Source organism: Bacteroides sp. ET336, from assembly GCF_024733815.1.
Classification (GTDB): domain Bacteria; phylum Bacteroidota; class Bacteroidia; order Bacteroidales; family Bacteroidaceae; genus Phocaeicola; species Phocaeicola cellulolyticus.
On the sequence record NZ_JANRHK010000005.1, the window covers coordinates 116,347 to 138,258 of the forward strand.

The following is a 21,912-nucleotide window of genomic DNA, read 5'->3' on the forward strand; positions in this document are numbered from 1 at the left end:
TTGTTAAAACGTTTTTCATCCTTCTTTTTTATGCATGGTAATAACCTTATTGCGATATTGTTTTGGTGGAATCCCTACAATATCCTGAAAAATTTTATAGAATGTGCTCATGGAATTAAATCCCACTTCAGAAGCTACGGCCTTTAATGGTATATCATTTTTAGGATCGCTAAGCAAACGGATAGCCTCCTGAATTCGATAACTGTTGACGTATTGCGTAAAATTCTGTTGTGTTTGCTCATTGATTATTTGCGACAGATAAGTGCGGTTTGTTTCAAGTAAGTCGGCAACACGCTCTTTTGTCAATAAGTTTTCTTTATATACCTTTTGTTCCTGCATTAGTTTTTCCAGTCGTTGAAACAGTAAAGTTTTCTTTTCATTACTCAATGAAGAGGCCGCATACTTTTCATTGGTAGAAGAAGTTACACTTGCTGCTGTATTTATATGTTCCTGCTGTAAGGAATTAATTATGGCTTTGAGATGTTCTTCCTTGCGGATTGATTCCTGATGCTGTCGCACGATACTGGTATATAAAATGTTTTGTCTCCTATACAAAAGCCATAACGTAAAGGTGACAATCAGAATCACTAAGAGGACGCAAAGAAGGGCTTGTTCCTTTTTTTCTTTCTGTAGCAAAACAAGTTTCCCTTCCCGTATTTCATTTGCCTGACGTTCTGTATCGTACTTTATGCGAAGTTCACTCAGCATTTTTTCTTTATCGATATTGAATATACTGTCTGTTTCCTGCTGTAACTTTCGTTGCCAGGCAAGTGCTTCGGCATACTGTCCCATGTTTTCATAACAGACAGACAATGTATTGATTACTTGGTTTCTATATACCGCGCAGTTCTCTTCTTTTGTGAGTGATAAGGCTTTTAGAAGTAAATCTATAGCCTGCTTATTGTATCCATCTTCCTTTAATGCTATCGCATATTCATTCAGTAAAATAACTTTGTAGGATGTCTGGTTCATGGTATTTAGAGACAATCCTTTTCTGTAATATTCAATCGCCTGTTTTTTATTCCCTTTAGCAAATTCTATCATGCCGTATATTGCGTACACATTCCCTTGATTGTAATACTCGTTCTGGTTCATGATAAATTCGGCTTCCTTTATATACGGTAAAGCTTTATCATATTCCTTACGCAGATAATACATATATGAAGTGTTTAATGAACCGATAAATATAAGATAGGCTGAATTTTGTTTATGCCCCATTTCGTAAGTTTGCAGTGCATAAGTCAGGCCCTCAGGATTGTTTTGTAAAAAATAAATACTGGAGATATTTCCCAGCAGAATAGCTTCAAGTTCACTGTTTTCACTTTTGTGGGCCGCTTCTATTCCTTTAAAGAAATAATGCAGGGCAGAATAATAGTCTTTGTTAATGTTACTGGCATATAACCCCATTCCATTATAAACGGAACATAAAGCCGAATAGTTATTGGTGCTTTTTCCCAGTAAAGATGCTTGCCCGAGATGATTTATTGCGCTCGAATCACCTAACATGACGTGTGCTTGCCCTAATGCGATATGTGCATACAGCAAGCTATATTCATAATCTTGTTTTTCATATCCTATACGAAATAATTCTTCTCCGTATTCTATTACTTTATGATAATCTGCTTTGTGTAAATATAAAAAACAAAGTTCTTTTAATACTCGTACATCTTTTGGATTGCGTTTTAATATCTGTTCCTGCTGCTGTATGGCTGGAAGAATGTTTTCTTGTGCTTGACATGTCAACAGGATACAAATAGTGGAAAATATAATTATTTTAAGTCTTAATTTTATGCTTATCTGTATAGGGCTTGATTTCGGCATGATATTCTTAAAAATTTATTTATTGCATTGGAAGTGCAATAGATGTATTTGTTTTTGTAACTCGCCGGCTACTGTACCACCAATCCACCGTTCTTCCCATTCTGGATGTTCTTTACGTAAGTTGAGTGCAAGTAAATTGCCATCAAAAGATTTGCAGTGAATGTAATAAGGGGATAATCTACTTTTCCCAGCTCCGTTAGGACCTGCTATGACTGTAAATTCTGAACGTGCTTCCATTCCTTTATTTATTTATTTAATAAATAAGCATATCTGCCTTTTCCTTTATCAGCAGTTCGTGAAATAATTTGATAGCTTCTTGTATTTATATCATAGCTTACCAAATCTTCACTACCATCTGGATTTGCTAAATAGTAATTTCCTTCTTTATCCCAAAATGGTATGGAAATTCCTTTAGCCCATCCTTCCAAGTAAATGCGCTCTACTTCTTTGCGTACTTCTTCATTTACTTCTTTGATGGTCTTTCCGTTGGATAGTTTGATTTTTTCTATTTCAGCGTATTCACACATGATTATCAATGATTTATGCTGCAAAGATAGTATAAATTATGGTTTTAGACTAATTTGCGTATTTATTTGCATTCCATTTACGTTAAGGCAAATGACAAAAAAACTCCTGCAACCATTTAGATTACAGGAGTTTATATATTCGATTAAGTATAGATTACTTATTCAAAGCAGTAGCAACGTCAACTGCACATGCAACTGTACATCCTACCATAGGGTTGTTACCGATACCCAAGAATCCCATCATTTCTACGTGAGCAGGAACCGATGAAGATCCAGCGAACTGAGCATCTGAGTGCATACGACCCATAGTATCTGTCATACCGTAAGAAGCTGCGACCGAGCAAATAGATAAAATAAAAGAACTAATTATAAAAATGGGCTGCATTATGGTCAAATTCCATTTGCAATTCCGTTTGTAAGAGAAATCCATGTTTGGATTAAGACCGTATTCTGATTTGAGTGTCGATAAAGTATAAATCACCGTCAATGCCATAAAGCACATTGTTGGGAACTACATCAAACACTTCATATTCTGAATTATGATATTCGTCGTAATAGTCCATTTCAAAGCCTAATGCTTTCATGTAGGTAGCTATTTCATCTTCTGTAGCTTCTCGCTCAGCCAAAATGTAAGGTTGTATAAGAACTGCACAGAATTCTTGTTGGCTATTATAGGCAAAACCTATCATCTGATAAGGTACGTTACCAAATAACTTGTTGTGTGCATTTATGCGGATGAAGAAATTCTCCAAATCATCACCCGCGTATTCAAAATTATTCAGTTTAATAACGATATTATCTTTGTTTCCTGTATAGACCTCGTTTTCTCCACCTTTGCTAAGAAATTCAACATTTAAGTTAGAAAGAGAAATCCATAAATTGTTGGAATTGGCAAAGTCTATCAACTCTTTTGTTTGCCCTCTCTTATAGCTCTCTGTTGGTTCAAGCGTTCCTGTTGTTTCCTTTTTTCTTCTAACGATATAGGATGCTTGCTCCAGAATGCTATTGATTGGCGAGTTCGTTCTATCCATTCTTTGTGAAATTCATTTATATATTCCATAAAGATTATGTTTATGAGTTCAAAACAAAGATAGTTATTCTTTTTTTAACTTTCATGTTTCTGTACAACATTTTATTTCTTTGGGCTTATAATCTGGATATTTTCTTAAGATGTAGTATCTACATAAAAGAAAAACAGCATAAGAGTTTTTGGCTCAAATGCTGTTCTATCTTCTGGTTTTATAGTATTATTAATTGTTTGATATTCTGGTTAAAGTGTATATGTCATTGCTAAGACTTCCATCATCTTCCATTTCTTGCAATGTTAATGTAGTTTCAGTTAATCCTATTATTTTACTTTTGTACCATTCATCTTCATCGCTATATTTTTCCATTAAAATTTCATTCTCCACTTTATATTCTCCGTATTCAGAGTAATCATCATCATCTGTACTGAATAATTCAAATTTACCATTTTCATTGTAAGTAACATGAGTTGCAATAAATGGAACTTCACTTGAATATTTCCAAGTTCCTATGATAGATGCTTTGTCTTCATCTTTACTACAAGATGAGAAGGTTACAATTAAGACCATAAATAAGGTCATTTTCTTTGGATCTTTTTAAATTGTTTCTTCTTGTTTAATAGGACAAGATAACCAAAGAAAAGGCTATTAGAATATTCCTAAACAATGAATTACGGCAAACAAAAAAAACTCCTGCAACCATTTAGATTACAGGAGTTTATATATTCGATTAAGTATAGATTACTTATTCAAAGCAGTAGCAACGTCAACTGCACATGCAACTGTACATCCTACCATTGGGTTGTTACCGATACCCAAGAATCCCATCATTTCTACGTGAGCAGGAACTGATGAAGATCCAGCGAACTGAGCATCTGAGTGCATACGACCCATAGTGTCAGTCATACCGTAAGAAGCAGGACCAGCAGCCATGTTATCTGGGTGAAGTGTACGACCTGTACCACCACCTGAAGCTACTGAGAAGTATGGCTTACCAGCAAGAACACGTTCTTTCTTGTAAGTACCTGCTACTGGGTGCTGGAAACGAGTAGGGTTAGTAGAGTTACCAGTGATTGATACATCTACGCCTTCTTTCCACATGATAGCTACACCTTCGCGAACGTCGTCAGCTCCGTAGCATTTTACTTTTGCACGAGGACCGTTTGAGTAAGCGATTTCACGAACTACTTTCAATTCGCCAGTGTAGTAGTCGAACTGAGTCTGAACGTATGTAAATCCGTTGATACGAGAGATGATCTGAGCAGCGTCTTTTCCAAGACCGTTCAAGATACAACGGAGAGGTTCTTTACGTACTTTGTCTGCTTTTGCAGCGATTTTGATAGCACCTTCAGCAGCAGCGAATGATTCGTGACCTGCCAAGAATGCGAAACATTTAGTTTCTTCGCGAAGCAACATAGCAGCCAAGTTACCGTGGCCAAGACCTACTTTACGGTCGTCAGCTACTGAACCCGGGATACAGAATGACTGCAAACCGATACCGATAGCTTCAGCAGCTTCAGCAGCGTTTTTGCAACCTTTCTTCAAAGCGATTGCACAACCTACAACGTATGCCCATTTAGCATTTTCGAAGCAGATAGGCTGAGTTTCTTCACAAGTTTTATAAGGATCAAGACCATACTGTTCGCAGATAGCGTTAGCTTCTTCGATGTCTTTGATACCGTTTTCGTTCAAAGCAGCAAGAATCTGTTTGATACGACGGTCCTGGCTTTCAAATTTTACTTCTCTAATCATATGTTCTTTCCTCCTTATATTATTCGTGACGTGGATCAATGTGTTTAACTGCACCCTGTTCTGCTGTGAAGCGTCCGTAAGTACCTGTTACTTTCTTCAATGCTTCGTTAGCGTCTGTACCTTTCTTGATTTCATCCATGAACTTGCCAAGGTGAACGAATTCGTATCCGCAGATTTCATCGTTTTCATCCAAAGCGATAGTCTTGATATATCCTTCAGCCATTTCAAGGTAACGAGGACCTTTAGCTAATGTTCCGTACAATGTACCTACCTGGCTGCGGAGACCTTTACCCAAGTCTTCAAGACCTGCACCGATCATCAAACCGCCTTCTGAGAAAGCTGACTGAGTACGTCCGTAAACAATCTGCAAGAACAATTCGCGCATTGCAGTATTGATAGCGTCACAAACCAAGTCTGTGTTCAATGCTTCAAGAACTGTCTTACCTGGAAGGATTTCTGAAGCCATAGCTGCAGAGTGAGTCATACCAGAGCAACCGATTGTTTCAACCAATGCTTCCTGGATGATACCTTCTTTCACGTTAAGAGTCAGTTTACAAGCACCCTGCTGAGGAGCACACCAACCGATACCGTGAGTCAAACCTGAAATGTCTTTGATTTCTTTTGATTTAACCCATTTTCCTTCTTCAGGAATTGGAGCCGGACCATGATTAGGTCCTTTTTTTACAACACACATGTGTTCAACTTCGTGTGAATAAGTCATATTCTTTACGTTTTTATTGATAATAAAAAAATAAGTTATTTCGTAAACCTTGGACAGGCACACTTGCCTTTTCCGAACGCAAATTTACTTCTTTTATTCATTTTTGCAACCCTAGGATGCAAACTTTTTCTTGCATTTTATAATTATTTTTATGTGCTTCTGTCATTTTGCAAACTCCACTTATCAAATTGTTTTTTCATTTCTGTATAGTGTGTTCACCTTATTATATATATAAAGAAACGGGACTGCCGTTTCTTGCAAGGCAGTCCCGTTGATGGTTTCTATTTTTGCAGGGTAAATACGAATTCAAGTCCTCCGTTAGGCGCATTCTTGGCAAATATAGTTCCTCCGTGGAATAATACCGCATTTTTTACTATCGCCAGTCCCAGACCTGTGCCTCCTAGTTTTCTTGAACGTCCTTTATCGACTCTGTAGAAACGTTCGAACAAGCGTGTAAGATGTTCTTCTTCTACACCGACTCCGGAATCAGAGAAACTGAAATAATAGAACGTATCGTCTTGGCGGAAACAGTTGATGGTTATCTGTATGTTTGTTCCGGCATATGCTATTGCGTTGTCCATCAGGTTTCTGAATATGGAGTATAGCAATGAGTGATTACCATTTATCATCAATGCCTGTGGCATCAGATTTATAACCTTTATATGCTTTTCTTCCAGTCCCAGATTAACCTCATTGATTATGTTTTCTACTACCAGGCTCAGGTTCACGGCTTCTCTTTCCATCATTTCCGGTGCTTCGTCCATTCTTGTCAGTACGGATATGTCGCGCAGCAGTGTGGTAAGTCTGTTGCTTTGTGCATAGCTTCTTTCCAGAAATGTCTTGACTGTTTCTTTCGGAATGTTCGGATTGCTTAGAATCGTTTCCAAATATCCCTGTATGCTGCTTACCGGTGTCTTCAGTTCGTGTGCGATGTTCTGGGTGAGCTGTCTCTTCAGGCGTGCCTGCTCTTCTTCCTGTGTTATGTCGTTTATTGATATTTCGAACGACAGATCCTGGAAAATTATACATTCTATGGTGAATGTTCGCGCATTTTTGTTGAGGTGTAGTGCTGTTCTTTTCTCTTCCTTACTGTAGTTGCCTTCGTTTTTGTTGAGGAACTCTATTATAGGTTTGAGTTCCGGTATTGTAAAAATCTCGTTGGTAGAACTCAGGTTACGGTCCGAAATATTATTGATATATTGTGTGAACAGGCTGTTCACCAGGATTTCCTTTCTTTCTTTAGTAAATACGCCAAGTCCTTCGTGCGATGACTGCAAGTGCGAAATCAGCTTTTCTCTTTCTATGTAGAGTGCTTCTTTGGCTCTGTGCAGTCTTTTGTAGATGGTAATGATGTGCTGCGAAATTTCTCCCAGTTCGTTTTTGGGGAATGTACGCAGAATATCCATGTCTATAGGTTCGTTCTTGTCGGCTTTCAGGGCGAATTGCTGCAGGTTGGTAATTGATTTTCCCAGCTTGTAGGTAAATCTGTAGAATATAACCATCAGAACTATGCAGATGAGTATTGTAAACCACACATATCCCATGTCGGCTTCCAGATGTTCGGTAAGGCTTAGATTGTATGGCAGTGCCGAGCGTAAGATTATACGATGTTTAGGAAAGTATTTTGCGGAATAGAAGAATTCTTCTCCGTCAATACTTTCAGAGAACCTGTTTATGGCATATCCGCTGCCGTACATGAGTGCGTCCTGTACTTCCTTTCTGGAAGAATGGTTCTGGAATTCTTCCAGGTTCTTGTCTGTAGAGTCGAAGATAACTTTACCTTCAGGAGTGATTATAGTAACCCTTAGATTTGGAATCATGTGGGTCATTATATAGTTTTTCAGCGAGTCTAATGAACCGGCATCAGCCATGTAGCTGTATAGCTGTTCGTTGTAGTTTTGTAATTGGGTGTTCAGAAGTTCTGTCTTGTATGATTTTTCGCGTTGATATTGGAACAGCATGAAGCAAGCTGCAAATGCTACGAACAGAGTTATGACAGACAAGAACAACTTACGGCTGAAAGTGAGGAGACGTATGTTAAACTTTGTCATTTCTTCGTTTACAATTAATTATTCACATTCGAAACAATATCCATATCCCAGACGTGTAACAATGTATTTTCCGTATTCTCCTATTTTCTTTCTTAATCGTGTGATGTTTACGTCGATAGTGCGGTCCAGTACATATACTTCGTCATGCCATACTTTTGCCAGTATGTCTTCGCGTGAAAATACTCGTCCCTGATTTTGAAGGAGGAGAAGCAGTATTTCGAATTCTTTCTTTGTCAGTGAGATTTCTTCACCGCGTATTACTACTTTTTTCTTGCCAGAGTCAACAACCATATCTTTGAATATCAGTTGGTCGTTGCTCTTGTTCTGTACTCCGGCTGTTCGTCTTATCACAGCCTTTACTCTGGCCAGTACTTCCCTGAGTGAGAATGGTTTTGAAATGTAGTCGTCGGCACCAAGGTTAAAACCTGTAAGTGTGTCGTTTTCTGTGTCTTTTGCCGTAATGAAAATAATAGGGATATTTGCCGTATCCTTGTTCTTTTTCATCATGCTTGCCATTCTGAAACCTGAAATTTCGCCCATCATCACATCCAGCAGCAGGACATTGTATTGGGTAAGATCCAGTTTCAGAGCTTCTTCTGCCGAATTGGCTGTATCCACCAGATAGCCTTCGGTTTCCAAGTTGAATTTCAAGATTTCACACAAATCTTCTTCATCATCTACGACTAAAATTCTGTAATCGTTCATAATGCCTTTATTTATTGTTTCACAAATGTATTCAATATTATTTTCAGGTGCAAAAATGATGCGATTTTATTACTGATGTGTGAAATAAATATTACAATTGTGTTACAACACCGGTTTTGTGAATTCTCCGGCTATTGAGCGGCTCATTTCGTTTCTTACCTCACGCGGTGTCAGTCCGTGACCGAGCAGGAACATGAGTTTTGTCAAAACACTCTCTACAGTAGCGTCATAGCCGCTTATCACTCCTGCGTCAAGAAGATGGAGACCTGTTTCGTAACGTCCCATTTCCACCATTCCTGTCTGACATTGTGTTATATTAACTATTACAATTCCGTTACGAGTAGCTTCGGCAAGCAGTTTTATAAACCATCCTTTTTGCGGTGCGTTTCCCGATCCGTATGTCTTCAGTACTACGGCTTTCAGTCCGGGGGTATTCAGTACTGTGCGTACCAGTTTCTCCTGTATTCCAGGGAATATGGTCAATACCAGAACGTTGGTGTCGAACACATAGTGAGGGTGCATCGGCACTCCAGGCTGTACCTTCTTTATCTTGTCATACTCATATTTTATGTGTATTCCGGCAGTGGCAAGTGCTGGATAGTTGTATGAGCGGAAGGCATTGAAATTTTCTGCGTTGATTTTTGTTGTGCGGTTACCCCTCAGCAGATGGTTCTCGAAAAAGATACATACTTCGGGTACCACGGCTGTTCCGTCCGGATGTTTTGCAGCTGCAATTTCTATTGATGTTATGAGGTTTTCCTTACCGTCGGTACGTAGAACTCCGATAGGAAGCTGGCTTCCTGTCAGTATTACAGGTTTGCTCAGGTTTTCTAGCATGAAACTGAGTGCCGACGCTGTATATGCCATGGTGTCAGTTCCGTGAAGTATCACGAAGCCGTCGAAATTGTCATAATTGTAGTCGATTATTTTCACCATTTTAGCCCATAATGCAGGCTCCATATCCGATGAGTCGATAGGCGGGTTAAACTGATATGATGATATTCGGTAGTTAAATCTTTTCAGTTCAGGAACGTTTTCCTGCAGTTGGTCAAAATTGAATGCTTCCAGTGCCCCTGTCTCAGGGTTTTCTATCATACCTATGGTACCTCCTGTGTATATAAGCAGTACTGACGGGTAATCCGGTTTAATCATAATGCGGTTTTTGTATCTTAATTAATGGTGCAAAGGTAGGAATTTTATGCCTTATTTAAAAATGTTAATCAATTTAATTTGTGTATGGAATGTGTCTATTGTCAATTGAAAGTATTGTTGAGTGATGATTGTACTACTAATTCGCTTACTATTTGTCGGGATTATGCTCTAGCCTTTGTGTATTATGAAAGGTAAATCTGCTATATGTTTTACGGTTGATGATATTATAAAAAAACTAAAATATTTATCTGGTCTGTAAATATTGTAATGTTAAAGTGATAACGTTAATATTGGATTTGAAAATATCTTAGCGTAATAGTTTTGAATTTCAGAATAATTGATAACTTTACAAAAACGAATTTTATGGATAATATGAGTAATATTACTAAGGAACAATATGAATTTGCGTTAGAACGTATCGAGGAACTTCTTCCTCTGGTAGGTGATGATACTCCGGCCAATGATAATAAGGCTATAGAACTCACGATGATGTCTGATATAGTGATTGCTTATGAGAAAGAACATTACCCTATTGATAAACCTACGGTATCGGAGCTAATAGAACTTTCGCTGGAAGAGAAAGGCATGACGCAAAAGCAGCTTGCGGCGGAGTTAGGAGTAAGTCCTTCAAGAGTAAGTGATTACGTATCCGGTCGTTCGGAGCCAACTTTGAGAATTGCCAGATTATTGTGCCAGATTCTTAATATCAAGCCATCTGCGATGTTAGGATTATAGTTCTCTATTATGTCTATATAAAGTTAACCGGCGTTTAAACAGTATTTAAATACCGTTTAAACGCCGGTTAAGCATTGTTTGATTTGTTACGGTCTTGCCACATTGACAGACATGACGCTTGCTTGCGAAGCATCATTCTGCCCCTTCACATACGCACGGAAAGGCTTCACCTTTACTTTGTCTCCATTGGCTATCGGATAGATGTTGCCGTTCTTCAGGAAGTAGCCCGCGGTGGGTGTAGCCACACTCATTGTACCTTCCATGAAGCTGTCTGTCGCAGGGGTGGTTACCAGTTCCACGCCTGCGGCACTTTCGGCGCTGAAGGTGATGCTGCCTGTACCGGATGTTCGATAGAACAGCGGCTTGCCGGCTTCAAAATCGGTTTCTACGAGGGCTATCACGTCACTGTTCAGCGTATTGAGCATGGAAGTCGTAACAGTCGGTTTCGCTTCTTCCTTTTTTCCGAACAGTCCTAAGAAACCTGTCCGTTTTCTTTTTGGGGGCTCTTCCTGCGAACTCTTGCGGGCTATTACTGGAACCCGTCGGGCTATTTTGTCTTTTATTTCTTCCTGTTCGTTGAGTACCAGCATGATTTTATTCAGCAGATTTTCCTTTTCAGCCAGCAGCCGGCAGACGCTGTCTATACGTTCGCTGCGATAGCTGGACTTGAACAGGCTGAGCAGACTGTCCACCTCCAGACGCTTCTTATGGTATATATTCATATCTTCCTCATTCCAGTCCAGCACGGTCTCACCAATAAGGGATAAATCCACCATTTTAACATATACCTCGTGTATGTCCTTGCGTAAACATCTTATCTTTTGGCTTGTAATCTCTAATTCCTGTTGTCTGTTCTGTTCATTGAGCCAAATATAGACGATGCCGAAAATGACGAATAGTATCAGCACATATCCTGCCGCTATCTTGGTGCGCAGGTGTCTGGTTGCTATTGTTTTCTGTTTCATGCGGTATACCTCATTTTTTATATTATTCTTTTCTCCTTATTAAAGTGCAGCCCACTGACCTTGCGGTAGCGGGCTGCGGTGTCTGTATGATGTTACCGGGCACAATACTCCCGTCCGGAATGGGAGTTTTTTTATTCTCTTATCTCACTTTTCCAATGAATTGCCGACCTCGAACCGAGGCAGCGACTGAATGAAAGTGAGTGCATCGGACAATACTGACAACGCCTCGGCATACCGTTTGTCTTCATATACTGCCGCCATCATGATGTGCATGTTCAGCAGCAGCGGCTGACGTCTGCCGGCATAGCCGGTTGCGGCACGCTGCATATAGCCGCCATCGCCGCTGGCTTCCCGTTCCAGATTGACGAGTGAGACCACCAGCTTGTTGGGGCATTGCTCGCCGGCGGAGCCTATCAGCCCGACCTCGGCCACCCCTTCGGGCTGCCGGTGTGAGCGGGCCAGATATTCATCCAGCCGTGCAACGTAAGTTGTCAGTATCTTGCGTATCATAAATGCTTACAATTTACTATTTTATATCCAATCAGCCAAACTTTCGGGCTGCCTTTTTATGGTTGCTGCGTCAATACAGGTAAACCCTCGTCGCCGAGTTCGTACTGCCAGTCGCACGTTTTGTCGGGATTCGCGGTGTTCCACGTTTCGATGGCGCTGTTCATGCCATCAACGGCATTATGCCAAGTAACGGTCGTGTCGTCCACCTTCGTGGCTTGAGCGGTACCGGTGCCGATGCCAGTGCCGTCATAACCACTCCAGTAGCAGGCGGTCACGGTGCCGGTGGTGGAGTTGTATCCCGCCACGCCGCCCACGTACTGAGAGCCACTGACATTTCCTGCATGGTAACAGGCAGTTAGTGAACCATAAGCGCTATCTCCCGCCACTCCGCCTACAGACACGGAGCCGCTGACGCTGCCCTCGTGGTAACAGGCCGTAACTACATTATAGCCAACTCCAAAGTATCCCACCACGCCGCCTACCTGTCGGGCTCCGCTGATGTCTCCCGACACCGAACAACCAATAATGGAGCCTCCACGATTTCCACCTACTATTCCACCGACATTATTGTTCGCTTTTATAGTAACCTTATCCAGTTTCACGTCCCGCACTATACCATTCTCACCAAGACTGCCAATCAGTCCTACATTGTTGGTTTCCGATTGGTTAAAGGTCAGCCCCGTGATGGTCTTGCCGTTGCCGTCAAAGGTGCCGGTGTATTGCTTTTCATAATTTCCTATCGGCGTCCACTCCATATCCGTCAGGTCGAGGTCTGTATCAAGGGTGATGTTGATGCCGGTCGCTCCGCTGTTCACCAGTTCGGCGATGTTCTTAAGGCCCTCGGGGTTGTAGACCTCGTAGGTATTGCCGTCCTCTGATACGGTATATCCCTTGTCCTTATCCAGCGTGATGTCATAGAACTTGCCCGCCTCGGGGGTGATGGCAGCAGAGAGGTCGCGTTCCTTGTTGTCGTTGTTCGCCATCAGCTTGGTTATCGTGTAGCCGGGCACCACGTTCGCCTCCCAGCAGGTGAAGGCGTTGCCGTTTTCGGTGTATTCGCACTTCTTCATCTCTATCCAGCCCTCTTGCGAGCCTTGCACTACCGTACCCTTTTCATAAGTACACTGTGTGTAGGTATAGAGCTGGAGGCTCTGCACTTCGCCGAGCGCATCGCCGGTGGGCGTGACGCGCACCTTTGCCAACGAGTGGGTGAAGGTCAGCGTGACCGGGGTCAGGTAGTCGCCCGTTCCCGTGCCGTGCAGCAGGTAGGCAAGGCCGTTGGTGTCTTGGTCGCGGAGGTCGAGGGTGCCGTCCGTGGCGGGATACCAGGCGGTGACGGGCTGGTTGGGCGCCGTGCTTGTCCAGTAGAGCTGTCGGTCGGCGAGCAAGGTATGGTCGGTATTTAGGGTGTAGGTGGTAGTTTTGTCGCCCAGCTGCACGCCAATCATCTCCGAGCCGTCCCACTCCCACACGCTGCCCGTGCCGTCCCCGTTCTCGCTGACGCGCGTCGCCGGTGTGCCCCAGGGCTGTGCCTCGCCGCCCTCCACACTGAGGGTGATGCGGGCTATCTCCAGCGGGTATTGTCCTTCGGGCAGACGGTCGCCGTCCGCCAGTTCGTCCTTCGTGCAGGCAGCCGTGGCAAGGAGCAGTGCGGCTGCGGCAAGAAGCAGATGGATGGAATGTCTTTTCTTCATATCGGGTTGTCTTTTTATTTGTTTTCGCTTTGTGCTGCCGCCGCCTGCGAAGGCGGCCGTCGCACCATAGTGTCTATGGGCAGCTCCGGCTTGACGCTTGCGCCGGGGCAGCGGTATGTAGGGCTTACAGCGTGATGCTTACATTGTTCGAATCTCCGGGTTCCCACGGGGTAATCTCCGGTTCTTCCACCGTGATGCCCTTGTTGTTGAGCGTGATGTTATAGGTGTAGGCATAGCCTGCGGAGAACTGATTCGCTTCGGGCTTGGATGGATTCGGCAGTGTGGTTGTATAGTCCAGTCCGTTGAAAGACACTGTAAGGTCAAGAGAGGTGGTCACTCCCTGCGGGAGAATGATGACTTGCGAAGTGGTGGCACCGCCCAGCTGCATGGTAATCGGCGATTCGGCGGCTTCGGTTACGGCAGTCGTTCCGGTAGCCGTGTCGAAAGTGCCTTCGTGCTTCAGTCCGTCCAACGTGTAGTCAGCAGGTTCCATTCCGTTGAAAATGAGGCCGTCGCCTGGCTTGAAGGTGAATTTGATGAGACTCATGCGGTGGTGGAAGGAGTTGTCTTCACCGCCTTTGTCGGTTTTGTCGGTGAAGCTCACCTCCGGGCTGCGGGTGCTTCCCTTCGCTCCCGAGGCAAAGAGGAAGTCGATGCCGGGGCCCTGCTTGTCGGCTGCGGTGTTGACGGTCACCGTTCCGCCGTCAGACTGATACGGATAGTAGGCATTAAAGGTCTTCGTTTCGGTATCATTGAAATAGATGGTCTTATCCTCGGGCACGAACTGGCCGCTCTCTCTCACGTAGGGTATGTTGATGAAGCCGGCGCCGGTGATGCCGATGCGGTCGCCGTCGGTCCAGTCGGTTCCTCCCGAATTGACGCGGGTAGCGGGCGTAATGTCGGCGATAAACTGGGCGGCTACTGGGCCGTCATTCAGGTTCTCGTTGTCGTTGTTACAGGCGGCAAGTGTCAATGCCAGCGCTGCGAAAGCAAAAAATCTTGTCTTCATTATATTTATAGTCTTTAATTGTTAAATTGCATAGTTCCCGTTACATTTCCGCACTGGCATCGCCACCTTCTACCGTTTCCCATCCGGTAATTTCGCCCTTGCCTTCTTCCATGCCGACGGGGGTTTCCAGTGTTCCGGTCACACGGTAGGCGGTGGTCATATCGCTGTTAAAGTCTGCAAGGGCTTCCGTCAGGTCGACCTCTGTGCGCTGTGTGCGTCCGCCATCGGTGAAGACGATGTCCAGTACCAGCGTCTGCACGGCTCCCATCGTACCCAGCAGGCGGGCGTCGGCCGTGAGCTTGCTGCCGTCACGGGTGAAGGAGAAGACCGTGGAGGCCGGTTCGCCGATGGTCTGTCCCTTCTCCATATCAAAAATTCCGGCTATGCCGCTGAGGGTGGCGGTCACGCTCTGTATCAGTCCGGGGCGTCCCTGCGTCACTTCCAGTTCCAGTTGCAGGTCACGTACACGCTGCATCGGAACGGCATTGACACGCAGCGTGTCGTCAGCTGTTACGGTTATCTCCTGACTGACGGTCTTCAGATAGCCCGGCAGGGAGATTACGGATGCACCGTCCGCACGGCTCTTGCCATCAGGGGCATTGACCCGTGCCATTCGTCCGTCGAAAGTGAAACCTTCCGCACGGTTATAGATTACCATACTGTGTGTTCCCGGATTGAGCAGGTCGGGATAGGTGAATGGCGAACCTGTAATGTCGGCCACCTTCCCGTCCATGTCGAGTACATAGTTATCGTCTGCCGACAGTCCCGTCAGGCTGATGGTGACAGCTCCCTTGTCGGGGTGCGGCGTGTCATAGAGCGTGTCCTTCACGCAGGAAGAGAGCAGCACGGCGGCTGCCATTCCCATCATATTTATATATTGTCTTGCTTTCATATTATTCTGTTTTTTAGACATAAGAACAAAAGAACAAATATTATTGGATTAACCCCGTTGACCGTCGGTCCAGTCTTTCATTCTTCATTTAATTTTCCATACCAATGTCACACCGGCATTGATGGGGCCCCACCAGTCCTTTGTCTCGTTGCCGCGGCATACTCGCACACCGTCAATGACCTCATATTTCTCATAGTCGGCATTCAGGTAGCCCAAGCCGAGGTTGAAATCAAGATTCAGTGCCTTGTTCAGCCGCAGCCGGTAGCCGGCAGTGATGCCGCCACCCATCAGGTCGCCCTGCTTGCCCGTTTCGGAGAGCTTGTAGTTGAACTGTCCGGCCTTGAACATCGCACCCAGATACCAGGCTTTCTTCTCTCCCATGTAGTAACGCACTTCCGGAGCCACTTTCCACAGAGCGTAGCGGCGGTCCTTGTCGCTCCATGTCCAAGAAGTCCACGAGCCGTTTACGGCAATGCCCCACGACGGGCAGATGCGCCATTCAAGTCCTAAATCGGGTGTCAGGGTAGCCCAGCGCAGCAGGTTGGCACGCAGGGAGAGATGATAATCAGTTGTGATTTTGGTTTCCGACGGCGTGTCGGCAAATGTGTTTTGCTGAGCGGCTTTCTCTGCCTCTGCCTTTTCAGCGGCAAGTCGGGCTTCTTCCGCTTTGCGTTGCTCCTCGGCAAGACGTTCCTGTTCGGCACGTTTTTCTGCTTCTAATCGTTCGGCTTCCGCTTTGCATCGGGCTTTCGCATCCGTATCCGTTACGGCTGTCTCTTTTACCGGTACCGTCAGGCGCACGGTGACGAAATCACCTTCTGCCGCATGGTTACGGGTGACGAAGCATTCTTCCGTCAGTTCCCGGCGCACGATAAGTTCCGATTTCACTCTATTCGAGCGGATTCTCGCCATGGCGAGATTTTCCGTTTCCGTGGGTTGCGAACAGCAGTATCCGTCCACATGCAGCGGCATCCGGCCTCCGAGTATCTCTGTCTTGTACTTCTCTACACAGGCTTCCAGCCTCGCAAGTTCCCCGTCATTACCGTTCCAGGGTACATAGAACATGTCTTTTCCTGTCTTGAAACGGAAAGTATAGGTCGTGTCCGCCTGTTCCTGTGCCCCGGCGGGAAGCAGGAACAAAGAAAGGAAAACTGTCCAAATCCATTTTTTCAGGCATCTCATATTTTTATTTGGTTTAATTTACTAGTTAAATCTACAATACTGAAGTTCCGTTATTCAGTCTGTGTCCTTCATGTTTACTTTCAAATCTCTTTCAAAATCCGAACGGGCGCGCGACTCGTAACGGAAAAAATTATTATAGTACGTGTCCAGTATTCATAATCAAAACGTTTTCTATAAACCCGTATATAATCGTAAACGAGAAAGGCGTATGCCAGCAAATTATAGGAAAGTACCGTAAAACGGTATATGGAAGAATCTAATAGACCGGCAACGTATGGCAACCATAGAAGAGGTATCAGGCATAGAGCCGCTGTAACTTTCCACATGCTGAATCCGGTAAGGCGGTCGGCATATTCAAACGGATCGTTGTATTCCTGACGCATGAACAGGATACAGGATACCTGACAGGCAGGAAGCACAAGTGACATACTGTCGAACCACTGTCCGGGAGTTACCGTTTGGGACAGGTTCTTGTCCAGCAAGGTAAGCAGTGACATTGCTCCCACAAACAGGACAAGGAGGGAGAAGATTATTTGCATTCCGCGCCCGGGATAGTCGTAGCGGAACGGACGTTCCAGGTAGTCCACATCAGGACGCATCCAACGGGGCATCCATGAAGTATTGCTGTAATCGAGCGTAAACGGAAACGCTGCCAGTCCGCCCAGCAACAGGAATATACTTGCTATAATGGTTATTTCGGTATTCATACGACTTTTGTTTTAATGGGTTAAACGGGGCATACGAATACGGAAAAGGGCGGAAAGCTCCCGTAAAAAGGAGTTTCCACCCTTGCATGTATTGATGATAATAAGTATATTAACGCGCGAAGATACGCCGGTCGCAATGTGTGTGTGTGTGTGTGTGTTTACACAAATCTCACACATTTCCAAATTTACAAGACACTTTTTTGAATACAGGTATATGCACGATGCAGCGGACAACAGAACATTGTCTGAACAGATTACTATATTTCCAAAAATGGGCCGCAAACCGGAATACATTTTAATTCAATTTATTAACTGTCGCAAAGATAGCGTATTTTGACGATAAATAAAGTATAAATCAGGGAAATAAATATTTTTTTTTACTGTATTTCCAGATTCATTTTCAGCCGTTCTATCGCCCGCTCAGCGTTTCCGCTTTCTTCGTTGAGTAGGGTCACGAACCGGCTTCCGATGATGCACCCTGCGGCGTGTGCTGCCGCCGCCTCGTATGTACGGCGGTTTGAGATGCCGAAACCTATCATGCGCGGGTTGCGCAGGTTCATGCCTTCTATCCTCTTGAAGTATTCCTGTTTCCGGGCGTCAAAGTCCTTCTGTGCTCCGGTTACGGCTGCCGACGATACCATGTAGATGAATCCTTCGGTATTATCGTCGATGAGGCGTATTCTTTCTTCCGATGTTTCGGGGGTGATGAGCATTATCACTTTGATGCCGTACTTTTCGGCTATTGGCTTAACTGATTGCATGTACTCATCGAAAGGCAGGTCGGGGATGATTGCCCCGTCGATGCCTGTGCTGCTGCAACTCCTGAAGAACTGTTCCATTCCGTATTGCATTATCGGATTGAGATAGCCCATCAGGATGAGAGGTATGCTCACTGTGTTGCGGATACCCTCCAGCTGTGCGAAAAGGCCGGTCAGTGTCATGCCGTTGCGGAGTGCCTGACATGATGCGTTCTGAATTACGGGACCATCGGCAAGAGGATCGCTGAAAGGTACTCCTATCTCAATCATATCCACTCCGTTCTTTTCGAGGGATGTTATCACTTCTGCTGTATTATTGGCCTTAGGTGCGCCTGCACAGAAGTAGATTGAAAGGATGTCATGTTTCTTGTTGCTGAAGAGCTCGTTTATTCTGTCCATAGTTGTATCTGTTTTTATGGTTATCTTAATCGTTTTATGAATTCGTAGATTGCTTCGGTGTCTTTCATGCCCGGAGCCGTTTCGAAACCGCTGTTGATGTCTATTCCGGCGAAGAACGGATGGCGGAATGAAGAGATCTGCTCCAGACTTTCCGGTCTTATTCCACCACTTAGCAGGAATGGTGTCTTGCCGTGATAGCTTTGTGTGAGCGTCCAGTCGAATGTCTTGCCCGATCCTCCATAGGCAGCACATGGTGTGTCGAACAGATAGTATCGGCACAGCCCGTCGTATGGGGCTGTTATGGTGTCGGCATTGTCAGTTTTTAGGGAGAAGGTTTTTATTATGTCTATGCCTTTGCTTCGTATGGCTCTGCATTGCTCGGGCGATTCATTTCCGTGTAGCTGAACGAGGTTGAGTCCGAATTCACTTACCTTATATAATATGTAGTCCGTATCGCTGTTTACGAATACTCCGACGCGGAGCGATAAGGCCGGCATGTACTCCGGAACTGCATCTGCGAAACGCGGGGAGGAAGGATGGAAGATGAAACCTGTCATGTCCGGTTTCAGTTTGTCCAATGCTCTTATATTCTCGGCATATTTCATGCCACATACTTTGATAATCATTATTGTATTGTTAAATGATAGTGTATATTTAGTGTGACACGTTCGTGTCACTCTCGTCACACGTTCGTGTCACACAAGTCACACATTCGTGTTACGCTCGTCACACGTACGTGTAACGATGACTATATTGAAGTTTTTTATTGCTTCCGGACTGTTTCAAGTTCCTCGATAAGTGTTCTTAGCGCTCCGGCCGGTTCTGCGGTCTTCATGAATGATTCTCCCATGAGGAATCCGTTGTATCCGGCCTGTCGGAGTTTGATGATTGTTTCTGCTTCTGAGATGCCGCTTTCCGATATGTGCGGTATTCCTTTCGGAAGTTTTTCGGCAAGGCGGAATGAGTTTTCCACATCGGTATGGAAGCTGCCGAGATTTCGGTTGTTCACTCCTATAAGGTCGATACAGTCTGTCGCATATTCCAGTTCGTCTTCCGAATGTATTTCCAATAAAACTTCGAGTCCCAGGCTGTGCGCCATTTCTGCGAGGTGTCTGCATTCGTCCTTTTCAAGTGCGGCGGCTATCAGCAGTATGGCATCAGCCTGAATGGCTACGGACTGTAATATCTGATATTCCGAGATGATGAAATCTTTTCTCAGGATAGGGGTGGATGGAGCTGAAAGGCGGGCTTTGAGTAGGTCGCCTTCGCTGCCTCCAAAGAAATCTGTGTCTGTCAGGACTGACAGTCCTGCGGCTCCGGCTTCGGCATATCCTCCGGTTATCAGCCGGATATCGGCTTCGCGGTTTATCCAGCCCTTTGATGGAGAACGTCTTTTGAATTCTGATATTATTCCGGTGGGGGATGAAATTATCGAACGGCTGAGGCTTAACGGCTCTCTTGTTTCACGCATGGCAACTATGGCTTCGAGCTGCTTCATGCTTACGGCTTCCATCTGCCGGCTGATTTCCTTGCGCTTGTTGGCTATTATCTGTGTGAGAATATCTTCTTTCATACTGGTGGAGTGATTATTGGTTTATCTCTATGAATTTCTTGAGTGTCTGCATGGCACGTCCGCTTTCGAGCGATTCGCGTGCCTTGGCTACACATTCCTCTATCGGAAGTTGCGGTTCTATGGCCTGTATGGCGAAGGATGCGTTTATCAGTACGCATTCGGTCTGTGCCTTTGTGGCGCGGTTGTCCAGCACATTGTCGAAAATTTCTGCTGCCTCGCGGATGGTGTTTCCTCCGTAGAGTTCTTCGCGGCGTGCTATGGTGAAACCTATATCGGAAGGTTTACAGATGGTTTCATAGCGGTTGGTCATAACCTTGAACTCGTCGGTGAGGGATATTTCGTCGTATCCGTCAAGATTGTTTACTACGGCGAAACCTATTCCGAGACGTTGCAGTGTGTTGGTGTATAGGCGCATCAGTGTAAGGTCGGCTACTCCGAGCAACTGATATGCCGGGATGCATGGATTTACGAGAGGGCCTAGCAGATTGAAGATGCTTCTTACTCCGAGTTCCTTTCTTACGGATGCCACGGTTTTCATCGCCGGATTGAAGAGAGGCGCGTGCATATATACCATTCCGCATTCTTCCATCGACTTTCTCAGACGGGAATTGTCGTTGGTGAATTTCACTCCGTGTTCTTCCATCACGTTGCTTGCTCCGCTCACGGAGGTACTTCCGTAGTTGCCGTGTTTGGCTACCTTATATCCGGCTCCTGCCACTACGAAGCAGGCACATGTGGAGATATTGAATGTGTTCTTGCCGTCGCCTCCTGTGCCAACTATGTCGATTGGTCTATATTCGCTCAAATCGACATTGACACGTGTGCTCAGGAGTGCTTCGCGGAAACCTATCAGTTCCTCTACTGTTATACCCCTCATCTGGAACACTGTGAGGAGTGATGCTATCTGGGTATTGTTGTATTTCTCTCCCGTTATGTTTTTCATGAGCGTACATGCTTCCTCGCGTGTTAGTTCCTCATGATTGAAAAGTCGTTTGAGTATTTCTTTCATTGTAGCAGTTTATTAAATTAATAATTAAGAATGAATAATTAATAATTAGTGGATGAATTAATTAACTTCGTTGACCGTTGGTTCTTAATTTTTAATTTTTAATTCTTAATTCTCTTGAATCCAGTTCTCAATCATCTTTTTTCCATCGGGAGTGAGTACCGATTCCGGGTGGAACTGGATGCCACGGACATCATATTCCTTATGTCGGATTGCCATTATGTAGCCTTCAGCACTGACGGCTGTCACTTCCAGACAGTCGGGGAGAGAATCGTTGTCAACAACCCATGAGTGGTATCTTCCGACGGGGATTTCTTCTGGCAGACCGTTGAAAATATAGTCATCGGCTGTGATGCGGATTTTGCTCTGTATGCCGTGATAGACTTCTTTCAGGTTTATCAGTTTTCCTCCGAACACTTCGCCTATGGCCTGTTCGCCAAGACATACACCGAGGATAGGCTTGCGGCCGGAGTAGGTACGTATTACGTCGAGAAGGAGCCCTGCCTCTTCGGGTATTCCCGGGCCGGGAGAGAGGAGTATTTTGTCGAACTTCTCAAGTTCTTCCATACTGAAACAGTCGTTTCTGAGTACTGTCACTTCTGCGCCAAGTTCCTTTACGAGGTGGCTGAGGTTGTATGTGAATGAGTCGTAGTTGTCAATGATTACTATTTTCATATTTGATGTTATTTAAAAAGGTGACGAGTTGACAAGTTGACGAGTTGACAAGG

The 21,912-nt window shown here is 44.6% G+C and carries 23 protein-coding genes and 1 pseudogene; 1 reads left to right on the top strand and 23 read right to left on the bottom strand.

Annotated elements, in window-relative coordinates:
* Positions 1–15 precede the first annotated feature (15 nt).
* The 11 genes and pseudogenes from NW213_RS07280 to NW213_RS07330 form a co-directional block, all read right to left on the bottom strand.
* Positions 16–1,821, bottom strand: a complete 1,806-nt coding sequence (locus tag NW213_RS07280) for an AraC family transcriptional regulator (RefSeq protein ID WP_258322331.1) — start codon at positions 1,819–1,821, stop codon at positions 16–18.
* Positions 1,822–1,836: 15 nt separating this feature from the next.
* Positions 1,837–2,058, bottom strand: coding sequence for a hypothetical protein (locus NW213_RS07285; RefSeq protein WP_258322332.1), 222 nt, complete (start codon positions 2,056–2,058; stop codon positions 1,837–1,839).
* 8 nt (positions 2,059–2,066) lie between these two features.
* Positions 2,067–2,348 carry a xenobiotic reductase B gene (locus NW213_RS07290; RefSeq protein WP_154044056.1) on the bottom strand — a complete coding sequence of 94 codons (282 nt, stop codon included), beginning with the start codon at positions 2,346–2,348 and terminating at the stop codon, positions 2,067–2,069.
* Positions 2,349–2,502: 154 nt separating this feature from the next.
* Positions 2,503–2,679 (bottom strand): annotated as a pseudogene (locus NW213_RS07295) (GGGtGRT protein); the annotation flags it as partial.
* 106 nt (positions 2,680–2,785) lie between these two features.
* On the bottom strand, positions 2,786–3,379 hold the full coding sequence (locus NW213_RS07300) for a hypothetical protein (protein ID WP_258322333.1): 594 nt from the start codon (positions 3,377–3,379) through the stop codon (positions 2,786–2,788).
* A gap of 219 nt (positions 3,380–3,598) precedes the next feature.
* On the bottom strand, positions 3,599–3,943 hold the full coding sequence (locus tag NW213_RS07305; protein ID WP_258322334.1) for a hypothetical protein: 345 nt from the start codon (positions 3,941–3,943) through the stop codon (positions 3,599–3,601).
* 171 nt (positions 3,944–4,114) lie between these two features.
* Positions 4,115–5,125 carry a GGGtGRT protein gene (locus NW213_RS07310; protein ID WP_022125481.1) on the bottom strand — a complete coding sequence of 337 codons (1,011 nt, stop codon included), beginning with the start codon at positions 5,123–5,125 and terminating at the stop codon, positions 4,115–4,117.
* 19 nt (positions 5,126–5,144) lie between these two features.
* Positions 5,145–5,846 carry an iron-sulfur cluster assembly scaffold protein gene (locus tag NW213_RS07315; protein ID WP_154044054.1) on the bottom strand — a complete coding sequence of 234 codons (702 nt, stop codon included), beginning with the start codon at positions 5,844–5,846 and terminating at the stop codon, positions 5,145–5,147.
* Positions 5,847–6,127: 281 nt separating this feature from the next.
* On the bottom strand, positions 6,128–7,897 hold the full coding sequence (locus tag NW213_RS07320) for a cell wall metabolism sensor histidine kinase WalK (protein WP_235339107.1): 1,770 nt from the start codon (positions 7,895–7,897) through the stop codon (positions 6,128–6,130).
* A gap of 18 nt (positions 7,898–7,915) precedes the next feature.
* Positions 7,916–8,602 (bottom strand): response regulator transcription factor, encoded by a 687-nt coding sequence (locus NW213_RS07325; RefSeq protein WP_258322335.1) that lies wholly within the window; start codon positions 8,600–8,602, stop codon positions 7,916–7,918.
* Between the two features lie 102 nt (positions 8,603–8,704).
* The gene (locus NW213_RS07330) at positions 8,705–9,754 is read right to left on the bottom strand and encodes an asparaginase (RefSeq protein ID WP_258322336.1); all 1,050 of its coding nucleotides are present in this window, start codon (positions 9,752–9,754) and stop codon (positions 8,705–8,707) included.
* Between the two features lie 372 nt (positions 9,755–10,126).
* Here NW213_RS07330 and NW213_RS07335 point away from each other — a divergent pair, with 372 nt between their 5' ends.
* On the top strand, positions 10,127–10,489 hold the full coding sequence (locus NW213_RS07335; protein ID WP_258322337.1) for a type II toxin-antitoxin system HigA family antitoxin: 363 nt from the start codon (positions 10,127–10,129) through the stop codon (positions 10,487–10,489).
* Between the two features lie 86 nt (positions 10,490–10,575).
* On the opposite strand, the gene NW213_RS07340 is transcribed toward NW213_RS07335, so the two are convergent.
* The 12 genes from NW213_RS07340 to NW213_RS07395 all read right to left on the bottom strand — a co-directional run bounded on the left by NW213_RS07340 (position 10,576) and on the right by NW213_RS07395 (position 21,859).
* Positions 10,576–11,454, bottom strand: a complete 879-nt coding sequence (locus tag NW213_RS07340) for a hypothetical protein (RefSeq protein ID WP_258322338.1) — start codon at positions 11,452–11,454, stop codon at positions 10,576–10,578.
* 144 nt (positions 11,455–11,598) lie between these two features.
* Positions 11,599–11,964 (bottom strand): Pvc16 family protein, encoded by a 366-nt coding sequence (locus tag NW213_RS07345; RefSeq protein WP_258322339.1) that lies wholly within the window; start codon positions 11,962–11,964, stop codon positions 11,599–11,601.
* Positions 11,965–12,020: 56 nt separating this feature from the next.
* Positions 12,021–13,658, bottom strand: coding sequence for a GLUG motif-containing protein (locus NW213_RS07350; protein WP_258322340.1), 1,638 nt, complete (start codon positions 13,656–13,658; stop codon positions 12,021–12,023).
* 124 nt (positions 13,659–13,782) lie between these two features.
* Positions 13,783–14,667 (bottom strand): fimbrillin family protein, encoded by an 885-nt coding sequence (locus NW213_RS07355; protein ID WP_258322341.1) that lies wholly within the window; start codon positions 14,665–14,667, stop codon positions 13,783–13,785.
* Between the two features lie 40 nt (positions 14,668–14,707).
* The gene (locus NW213_RS07360; RefSeq protein ID WP_258322342.1) at positions 14,708–15,559 is read right to left on the bottom strand and encodes a hypothetical protein; all 852 of its coding nucleotides are present in this window, start codon (positions 15,557–15,559) and stop codon (positions 14,708–14,710) included.
* 84 nt (positions 15,560–15,643) lie between these two features.
* Positions 15,644–16,741, bottom strand: coding sequence for a DUF3575 domain-containing protein (locus tag NW213_RS07365; RefSeq protein ID WP_258322343.1), 1,098 nt, complete (start codon positions 16,739–16,741; stop codon positions 15,644–15,646).
* Positions 16,742–16,821: 80 nt separating this feature from the next.
* Positions 16,822–17,448 (bottom strand): hypothetical protein, encoded by a 627-nt coding sequence (locus NW213_RS07370; RefSeq protein WP_258322344.1) that lies wholly within the window; start codon positions 17,446–17,448, stop codon positions 16,822–16,824.
* A gap of 377 nt (positions 17,449–17,825) precedes the next feature.
* On the bottom strand, positions 17,826–18,605 hold the full coding sequence (gene trpA, locus NW213_RS07375) for a tryptophan synthase subunit alpha (RefSeq protein WP_258322345.1): 780 nt from the start codon (positions 18,603–18,605) through the stop codon (positions 17,826–17,828).
* Between the two features lie 20 nt (positions 18,606–18,625).
* The gene (locus tag NW213_RS07380; protein WP_258322346.1) at positions 18,626–19,231 is read right to left on the bottom strand and encodes a phosphoribosylanthranilate isomerase; all 606 of its coding nucleotides are present in this window, start codon (positions 19,229–19,231) and stop codon (positions 18,626–18,628) included.
* Between the two features lie 137 nt (positions 19,232–19,368).
* Complete coding sequence (gene trpC, locus NW213_RS07385) at positions 19,369–20,178, bottom strand: indole-3-glycerol phosphate synthase TrpC (protein WP_258322347.1); 810 nt, start codon at positions 20,176–20,178, stop codon at positions 19,369–19,371.
* Between the two features lie 13 nt (positions 20,179–20,191).
* Complete coding sequence (trpD, locus tag NW213_RS07390; protein WP_258322348.1) at positions 20,192–21,187, bottom strand: anthranilate phosphoribosyltransferase; 996 nt, start codon at positions 21,185–21,187, stop codon at positions 20,192–20,194.
* A gap of 105 nt (positions 21,188–21,292) precedes the next feature.
* Positions 21,293–21,859 carry an aminodeoxychorismate/anthranilate synthase component II gene (locus tag NW213_RS07395; protein ID WP_258322349.1) on the bottom strand — a complete coding sequence of 189 codons (567 nt, stop codon included), beginning with the start codon at positions 21,857–21,859 and terminating at the stop codon, positions 21,293–21,295.
* Between the last annotated feature and the right edge of the window lie 53 nt (positions 21,860–21,912).